Annotated in this window: 7 protein-coding genes; 3 read left to right on the forward strand and 4 right to left on the reverse strand. The window is 66.3% G+C overall.

Going from position 1 to position 8,043, the window contains the following annotated elements:
- Window positions 1–77 precede the first annotated feature (77 nt).
- The 3 genes from XpruCFBP8353_RS22705 to XpruCFBP8353_RS22720 form a co-directional block, all read right to left on the reverse strand.
- Entirely contained in the window at window positions 78–1,100 is a 1,023-nt protein-coding gene (locus XpruCFBP8353_RS22705) for an amidohydrolase family protein (protein WP_101365225.1), read from the reverse strand.
- Window positions 1,101–1,328: 228 nt separating this feature from the next.
- Window positions 1,329–2,384 carry a 4-oxalomesaconate tautomerase gene (locus XpruCFBP8353_RS22715; RefSeq protein ID WP_101365226.1) on the reverse strand — a complete coding sequence of 352 codons (1,056 nt, stop codon included), beginning with the start codon at window positions 2,382–2,384 and terminating at the stop codon, window positions 1,329–1,331.
- Window positions 2,377–3,048 (reverse strand): 4-carboxy-4-hydroxy-2-oxoadipate aldolase/oxaloacetate decarboxylase, encoded by a 672-nt coding sequence (locus tag XpruCFBP8353_RS22720; RefSeq protein WP_101365227.1) that lies wholly within the window; start codon window positions 3,046–3,048, stop codon window positions 2,377–2,379. The genes XpruCFBP8353_RS22715 and XpruCFBP8353_RS22720 overlap by 8 nt, the downstream gene beginning before the upstream one ends.
- 101 nt (window positions 3,049–3,149) lie before the next feature.
- Between XpruCFBP8353_RS22720 and XpruCFBP8353_RS22725 the strand changes: the two genes are divergently transcribed.
- Both XpruCFBP8353_RS22725 and cls read left to right on the forward strand, forming a co-directional pair.
- A complete protein-coding gene (locus XpruCFBP8353_RS22725) occupies window positions 3,150–4,454 on the forward strand; it encodes a LysR substrate-binding domain-containing protein (RefSeq protein WP_101365228.1) in 1,305 nt (434 codons plus the stop codon).
- Between the two features lie 13 nt (window positions 4,455–4,467).
- Window positions 4,468–5,886 carry a cardiolipin synthase gene (gene cls, locus XpruCFBP8353_RS22730; protein ID WP_101365229.1) on the forward strand — a complete coding sequence of 473 codons (1,419 nt, stop codon included), beginning with the start codon at window positions 4,468–4,470 and terminating at the stop codon, window positions 5,884–5,886.
- 10 nt (window positions 5,887–5,896) lie between these two features.
- Here cls and XpruCFBP8353_RS22735 read toward each other — a convergent pair whose 3' ends face one another.
- Window positions 5,897–6,292, reverse strand: coding sequence for a VOC family protein (locus XpruCFBP8353_RS22735; protein ID WP_101365230.1), 396 nt, complete (start codon window positions 6,290–6,292; stop codon window positions 5,897–5,899).
- A 167-nt stretch (window positions 6,293–6,459) separates the two neighbouring features.
- Here XpruCFBP8353_RS22735 and XpruCFBP8353_RS22740 point away from each other — a divergent pair, with 167 nt between their 5' ends.
- Window positions 6,460–7,854, forward strand: coding sequence for an FAD/NAD(P)-binding protein (locus XpruCFBP8353_RS22740; protein WP_101365231.1), 1,395 nt, complete (start codon window positions 6,460–6,462; stop codon window positions 7,852–7,854).
- Window positions 7,855–8,043 lie beyond the last annotated feature (189 nt).

The raw sequence follows: 8,043 nt of genomic DNA on the forward strand, positions 1-8,043 counted from the left end.
GCACCCTCATCCGGCGCTGCGCGTCACCTTGTCCCCGATGAAGCGGGACAATGTCCCGGCGGGAGAAGGAACTGCCATCACAGCCCACGCGCCCGCAGTTGTGCGTCTAACCTGGGATACACCCGCCGCGCATTGCCTTCGAACACCTTGCGCTTGTCGGCATCGGAAATCGTCAACGCATCGATGTAGCGTTTGGTGTCGTCGAAGTAGTGGCCCGTCTGCGGGTCGATGCCGCGCACTGCGCCGACCATCTCCGAGCCGAACAGGATGTTGTCGATGTCGATCACCTCGAACAGCAGGTCGATACCGGGTTGGTGATACACGCAGGTGTCGAAGAACACATTGCGCATCACGTGCGTGGACAGCGCAGGTTTGCTCAGCATCTCGGCCAGGCCGCGGAAACGGCCCCAGTGATACGGCACCGCGCCGCCGCCGTGCGGAATGATGAAGCGCAGGTCCGGAAAATCAGCGAACAGATCGCCTTCAAGAAATTGCATGAAGGCAGTGGTGTCGGCATTGAGATAATGCGCGCCAGTGGCATGGAAATTGGCGTTGCAGCTGCCCGACACATGCACCATTGCCGGGACATCGAGTTCGACCATCTTTTCGAAAAAGGGGTACCAGGCGCGGTCGGTTAGCGGGGCGCCATTCCAGTGTCCACCGGATGGGTCGGGATTGAGGTTGCAGCCGACGAATCCGAGGTCGTTGACGCAGCGTTCCAGTTCGGCGATCGAGTGCTTGATCGAAACGCCGGGTGACTGCGGCAGCTGACACACGCCGATAAAGGTCTGCGGATACAGCTGCACCACGCGTGCGATCAGATCGTTGCAGTGCCGCGTCCACACCTGGCTCACCGTTTCATCGCCGATGTGATGCGCCATGGTGCTGGCACGTGGCGAAAAAATGGTCATGTCTGCGCCACGCTCGCGGAGCAGGCGCAATTGATGCAGCTCGATGCTTTCGCGCAGCGCGTCGTCGGAGATGTGCGGATACACCGGCGCAGGCGCGTGCGCATCGTCGTAATGCGCGATCTGCGCCTTGCGGAACGCATCGTGCGCGGCGGGCGCAGTGGTGTAGTGGCCGTGGCAGTCGATGATCATGGAGTGGGTCTGTGGATTGCAGCGGAAGTGGCGAACAGGCGGCTGCCGATGCGCACCGTGGATCGGTCGGGTGCACGGAACCTGCAGGTCCCGACGTACGTCGTGGTTCCCGTGTGCAGACATGCATGGGTCGCCGTGCACTGCGTTTCGACGGCCGCATGGCGTGGCACACGTAGAGAGGGGGCCCGTTGGTAGCGGTCGCTGCAGGTCAGCGATGCATCGGAATATTCAGCCATACAGTTCACCATCGAACAATTTGCGTGCCGTGCGCACCACTGCGGCACGCATCACGGCGCCCTGTGCATCGAGATCGATCACGCAGCCACTGGTACCGCTGGGGTGTTCGACATCCAACTGCTGGGTGCGCCCACCGGGCAACCGTGCCAGCGCATGTGTGGGCGAGCCGGATAACAGGCAGGCAGTGGCGACGGTGACTGCGCCCAGTACGCCGATGGAGGCATGGCAGCGGTGCGGGATGAACGAGCGCACGCTGATCGCACCGTCGGCGCGCGGTGCAGCGACCAGCATCATCTTCGGCACCGTGGCCTCGCGCACATCGCCCAGTTGCATCAACGGGCCGGCGAGCAGACGCAGCGTTTCCAGGCGCGCCTTGAGCGCAGCATTGGCATCGAGCGTGGCGCGGTCTTCGTAACCGCTGATGCCGACATCGCTGGCGCGCAGCACCACGCACGGCATGCCATTGTCGATCAGGGTGACCTGCAGGCCGTCGAGCGTGTCCACCGCGTGCCCGCTGGGCAGCAGTGCCCCGCACGAGGAGCCGGCGATATCGGCAAATGCCAGCGCGATCGGCGCGGCCGTGCCGGGCACACCATCGATCCGGGCGTCGCCGTCATACCGCACCTGGCCATCGGGTGTTTGCACGGTGGCGGTAGCCAGGGTGCCGGTGTTGCGCATGAAGATGCGCACCTCGGTCTGGCCGTTGCGCGTGGGCAGCAGGCCGCGCTCCAGCGCGAACGGGGCCACGCCGGCCAGCATGTTGCCGCAGTTCTGGGCATCGCTGACCTGCGCCTGTTCCACTGCGACCTGCAGGAACAGATAGTCCACATCGGCATCGGCACGCGTGGAGCGCGACACCACGGCGACTTTGGAGGTCAGCGGGTCGGCGCCACCCATGCCGTCGATCTGGCGCAGATCTGGCGAGCCGTAAGCGCGCAGCAGGAACGCATCGCGCGCGGCGGTGTCGGCGGGCAGATCCTCGGCCAGGAAAAAGCCGCCCTTGGAGGTGCCGCCGCGCATCCACATCGCGCGCACGCGCTCAGACATAGCGAAGGCCTTTGGCCGCCAGGCGTTCGCGCATTGCATAGATGTCCAGGCCCAGTTCGCCGTTTGCCAGACGCTCGCGCTTGATTAGCTCGCGTGCCTCGCGCGCCTGCGCTTCGCTCAGCACATCGGCGGCGGTGGCGCGCGGCACCACGCAAACGCCATCGTCGTCGGCCACCACCACATCGCCGGGCTGGATCAGTTGCCCGGCGCACACCAGCGGCACGTTGACCGAGCCAAGCGTCTCCTTGATGGTGCCCTGCGCGCAGATGGCGCGGCTCCAGGCCGGGAACTGCATGGCGGTGAGATCGCGCACATCGCGTACGCCAGCATCGATGATCAACCCGCGGCAACCGCGCGCTTGCGCCGAGGTGGCGAGCAGATCGCCGAAGTAGCCATCGCAACAGTCGCTGGTCGGTGCGACCACCAGCAGATCGCCGGCGTGCAGTTGCTCGATGGCCACATGCATCATCCAGTTGTCGCCAGGCGGAACCGACACGGTGACCGCGGTGCCGGCGATGCGGCAGCCGGCGTAGATGGGGCGTAGCCGATGGTGCAGCAGGCCACTGCGTCCCTGCGCTTCGTGCACGGTCGCCACGCCGGCCTGCGCCAACCCGTCGACGATGGCCAACGGCGTGCGCTCGATCCGGGTGACGACCTGGCTCATCCATCCATCCTCGTTAAGGGTGCGCCGAGTCTGGCTGGGCAGAGCCAGCTGGCTCAAGATTCATTTGAGGTATGCATATTGGTTTTGCTTATAGTTAGAGCATGCAGCCGAGTCCCGACCCCAATCTGCGTCACCTCTATGCGCTGGCCGTGGTGCACCAGGCCGGAAGCATCAGCGCGGCTGCGCCGCGGGTGAACCTGTCGCAGCCGGCGTTGACCCAGGCAGTGGCGCGTCTGGAGCAGCAACTGGGGGTGCGCCTGTTCGACCGGCACCCGGGCGGCATGCTGGCCACCGAGGCCACCCGGCTGCTGGTGCCGCGTATCGAGCGGGTGCTGGCGCATCTGGGCCGGGGCATCGGGATAGCCCGGCGTGCGCTGCGGCTGCCGGTGCGCCCCGGCCTGGAACGGCGCGTGTCGCTGGGCCAGTTGCAGGCCTTGGTCGCGGTGGATGTGGCGGGCAGTTATTCGCTGGCAGCGGTGCGCGCCGGTGTCTCGCAGCCGGCGATCTACCGCGCGGTGCAATCGCTGGCCGATGTGATCGAAGTGCCGCTGACGGTGCGCCGCGGCAAGACCATGCAGCCCACACCGGTGGCGGTGCGGCTGTTGCGGCAGGTGCGGCTGGCGCTGGCTGAGTTGCGCGCCGGGCTGGACGATGTCGCCACCTTGCGCTCGCAGCACGCCGGCCGCCTCACCCTGGGGGTGATGCCGCTGGCGCGCGCGATCCTGTTGCCGCAGGTATTGGCGCGGTTTGCGCGTGCGCATCCCGGCGCCAGCGTTCAGGTGGTGGAGGGCCCGTATGACGAGTTGCTGGCGCATCTGCGCGACGGCGGGCTGGATCTGTTGATCGGTGCGCTGCGCGACCCGTTACCGGTGCGCGACGTGCTGCAGGAGCCGCTGTTCGACGACGAACCGGTGATCGTGGCGCGCAGCGGCCATCCCTTGGCCGGGCAGGCCTACGCGTTTGCGCAATTGCTCGACTACCCCTGGGTGATCGCCGCTGCCGGCACCCCGGTGCGCGCGCGCTGGGAACAACTGTTCCGCGACCACCAGCTGGAGCCGCCGCCGCTGCGGATCGAATGCGGCGCCGAGTTGACCGTGCGTGGCTTGCTGCTGGAAGACGACTGGCTCACCTTGATGTCGCGCGATCAGTTTTTGTTCGAGCGGCTCGCTGGACTGCTCGACGAGATCGGCAGCGCCGGGCCGCAGCTGCGCCGGCAAATCGGCATGACCACACGCAGCGATTGGTATCCCACCCGCGCGCAGTCGGCGTTCGTGCAGACGTTGCGAGAGGTCTGCGCCGACCGCGTGCAGCCGGCCGATGCGCACGGCGGGCCGTTTCGCTATTGCACGCCGGCACCGACGTCGTTGCGTTTGCGCGCGGCCAAGTCAGAATCGGGTTCCCGATGAAAACGGATTACTGATGCTGCCCGACTGGGTGACAGGCACTTGGCTGCTGGCGCTGGACTGGACGATCCGCCTGGTCGCGCTGCTATGGATTCCCGCCCGCACCACGCCTGGTGCGGCGCGTAGCTGGCTATTGCTGATCGGCTTTGTGCCAGTGGTTGGCCTGCCGCTGTACTTGCTGTTCGGCCATCCGTGGTTGTCGCGGCTGCGGGTGGAGCGGCAAGCCACTGCCTCGCAGGTGATTCGCGAGCAGCAACTGCCGTTGCACGCCTTGCGCTGGACCCCGCAGGCAGACACCAGCAGTGCCGAAGTGGTGCCACTGATCGAGCGCGAAGGTGATTTCATGCCGACGCTGGGCAACGCGGTGGAATTGCTCGACGACTATGCGCAGTCGTTGCAGGCCCTGATCGCGGCGATCGACGCCGCCGACAAACGCGTGCACCTGCTGTATTACCTGATGTTCGACGATGCGGTGGGTGAGGCCGTGGTGGTGGCGCTGGAACGCGCCAGTGCGCGTGGCGTGCGCTGCCGCGTGCTGCTGGATGCGGTGGGCGCCAAACGCGGCCTGCGCCGCTACCGCAAGCGCCTGCAGGACGGCGGCGTGCAGGTGCTGGCGGTATTGCCGGGCGGCCTGCGCTGGCGTCGCAGCGGTCGCATGGATCTGCGCAACCATCGCAAGATTGCGGTGCTCGACAACCGTGTGGCGTTTGTCGGTTCGCAGAATCTGGCCGAGGCCGGCTTCATCGATGGCGTGCCCAATCGCGAATTGGTGGCGCGCGTACGCGGCCCGGTGGTCAATCATCTGGAAGCCGTATTTGCCAGCGATTGGTTCACCGAAACCGGCGAGCGCCTGGATGTCTGGCCGGACGCGCCGGTGTGCGAGGCCAATATCGCCACGCAATTGCTGCCCAGTGGACCGGCATATCCGTTCGAAAATGCACGCGATGCGATCAATGCGATGATCCATCTGGCACGGCGCAAGGTGGTGCTGGTGACGCCGTATTTTGTGCCCGACGAGGCCTTGCTGAGCGCGTTGCGCATTGCCGGCGTCTCGGGCGTGGATGTGCAGTTGATTTTGTCGGAGAGCAACAATCAACGCCTGGCCGCGTGGGCGCAGGAAGCCTATTTCGAAGAGCTGCTGCGTTGCGGGGTAAAGATTGCGCTGTATCGCCCGCACTTTTTGCATGCCAAGCACCTGAGTATGGATGAGGACATCGCGCTGGTCGGCTCGATCAATCTGGACATCCGCTCGTTTGCACTCAACGCCGAGATCGGCATGCTCTGCTACGACACCGGCGTGGTGCAGCGGCTGCGCGAGATCGAACAGGACTATCTGGCCAATGCACGCCAGCTGAAGCTGGAACAGTGGCGCCGCCGTCCGGCCTGGCGTCGCAGCCGCGAGGGTATTGCGCGGTTGGCCGATGCGTTGATGTAAGACGCTTGCATCAGTCCAGGCGCATGACCTGGAAGACGTTGCCTTCCGGGTCGCGGCCGTCGTACATCTGGTACGCAAACCCGGTATAGCGTTTGAGTTCGCCCACGTGTACGCCTGCGTGTTGCAGTCGTTGCCGATGCGCGGGCAGGTCGGTGGTGATGGCGAATACCAGCTTGGTGGTGGTGTTTGTCGCATTCGCTACGCTACCGGGTGCACGCGCCGACGGCTGCTGTCGGTAGGCTTCGCCCACCCGGTGCAGCGCCAGCTCGATGCCGCCGGCTGCCAGCACCACCCACTCGTCGGCGATCTCCTCGATAACGGAGAGCGCGAAAGACGTTTGGTAGAACGCCTTGACCGCCGCGACATCGTGCACGTAGAGGATGAGCCGGACCAACGCGATGGACATGTTGCAGGCCTCCCAGGGCGCACGCCGATGCTGAGCGGCCAATCGTAAGCGCTTCGGGTGCTGGCCGTGTGGGACGCGGTGACACGCGCCGCGCCTGCGCCGCAGCGGCATGTCAGTCCTGCAACGAACGGCGGTGGGTGGTGCGATGCATCGCCTACAATGCCGCCATGAATGAACCGCGTGATCCCGGCGATGCAGTGATCGCCATCGTCGGTGGTGGCGCGTCCGGTGTGCTGGTCGCGCTGCAGCTGCTGCGTCAGGCTGTGGCGCCATTGCAGATCGTCATCATCGAGCCGCATGCGGTGCTTGGCGAAGGCGTGGCGTATTCCACGACGCGTGCCGAACACCTGCTCAATGTGCCGGCTGCGCGGATGAGTGCGCTGCCGGAGCTGCCCCACGACTTTGTCGATTACCTGCGGGCGAACGCCTGTTGCCCCGAACTGGACGATGCGCAGCTGCCACAGCGGTTCGTGGGGCGCCGGCATTACGCGCCGTATTTGCGCGAGCGCTTGCAGGCGGCGCGTGCGCGCAGCCCGGCAACGCTGCGCGTTCATGCCGCTCGCATGCAGACCCTGCAACCCGCTGCCGGCAGCGCGCTGCTGCAGCTGGACGACGGGCAGGTGCTGCAGGCCACCACAGTGGTGCTGGCAGTGGGCAATGCGTTACGACCGCTGCCGCTGCGCGGTGCAGCCGGGTTGTCGCGCGCGCAGCGTGTTGAAGCTTGGGATAGCGAGGCTGTTGCGGCCTTGCCGCAAGACGCGGCGATCTGCATCGTCGGCTCTGGGCTGAGCATGGCCGATACGGTGGTGACGCTGGCGGCGCAGGCGCATCGTGCGGCCGTGCATGTGGTGTCTCGGCATGGGCTGCTGCCCTTGCCGCAGGCACACGGCGGCGTGGCGGCATTCGATCCGCAACCACTATTGGTAATGCCGCTACGCGCGCGCATGCGCACACTGCGCCAGCACGCGCGCACCGCCGCCGCGCAGGGCCTGCCGTGGCAGAGCGTGATGGAGCGCATCCGGCCGTTGAGCCAGGCGCTGTGGCAGACCCTGTCGGTTGCCGATCAGCGCCGTTTCCTGCGGCATGTGGTGCGCTATTGGGACGTGCATCGGCATCGCATCGCCGCACCGGTGCATGCGCAGCTGCAAGCGATGCAGGCGCGCGGACAGCTGCAGGTGCATCGCGCGCGGCTGGATGTGGCCTTCGAGGTGGGCGCTTGCTTACGCGTGAGCGCCGGGGCGGCCAGTGCCGGACATGCCTTGCAGCTGGATGTGCAGACGCTGGTCAATGCCACCGGTGTGGAAATGCGCGTGCAGGCGATGCGCAACCCGCTGCTGCAGCAACTGCTGGGGCAAGGCATCGCAGTGGCCGGCCCGCACGGGATCGGTGTGGACACCGCTGCCGATGGCAGCCTGATCGATGCCGACGGGCTTGCCAATCCGCAACTACGGGTGATCGGCAGCCTGCGCATCGGGACCTTGTGGGAAAGCCTGGCAGTGCCGGAGTTGCGCGAGCAGGCTGCGGCGATTGCGCGGGATGTGTTGCTGCAGCTGGAGCGCTGATAGGCGCGCGGTGACCGGAAAAGCAGCTTGGCTGCCTTCTCCGGCCGCGATATTGGTCTGTTCGAGGGGGAAGGCGACGCATCGCGCCCGATGAGGGTGCGAGCGAAGCCTCGGGTGACCCCTGCAATGCGTCGTGGTGGCGCCTCGTGCCCTCACCCAAACCCCCGCTCCGCGCCCCGGCCCGCGCTT

The organism is Xanthomonas prunicola (assembly GCF_002846205.1).
GTDB lineage: Bacteria > Pseudomonadota > Gammaproteobacteria > Xanthomonadales > Xanthomonadaceae > Xanthomonas > Xanthomonas prunicola.

What these genes read in the sequence shown, in the direction of transcription:
- XpruCFBP8353_RS22705 (WP_101365225.1), bottom strand. Translation starts at nt 1,100, where the DNA reads ATGATCATCGACTGCCACGGCCACTACACCACTGCGCCCGCCGCGCAC.
- XpruCFBP8353_RS22715 (WP_101365226.1), bottom strand. Translation starts at nt 2,384, where the DNA reads ATGTCTGAGCGCGTGCGCGCGATGTGGATGCGCGGCGGCACCTCCAAG.
- XpruCFBP8353_RS22720 (WP_101365227.1), bottom strand. Translation starts at nt 3,048, where the DNA reads ATGAGCCAGGTCGTCACCCGGATCGAGCGCACGCCGTTGGCCATCGTC.
- XpruCFBP8353_RS22725 (WP_101365228.1), top strand. Translation starts at nt 3,150, where the DNA reads ATGCAGCCGAGTCCCGACCCCAATCTGCGTCACCTCTATGCGCTGGCC.
- cls (WP_101365229.1), top strand. Translation starts at nt 4,468, where the DNA reads ATGCTGCCCGACTGGGTGACAGGCACTTGGCTGCTGGCGCTGGACTGG.
- XpruCFBP8353_RS22735 (WP_101365230.1), bottom strand. Translation starts at nt 6,292, where the DNA reads ATGTCCATCGCGTTGGTCCGGCTCATCCTCTACGTGCACGATGTCGCG.
- XpruCFBP8353_RS22740 (WP_101365231.1), top strand. Translation starts at nt 6,460, where the DNA reads ATGAATGAACCGCGTGATCCCGGCGATGCAGTGATCGCCATCGTCGGT.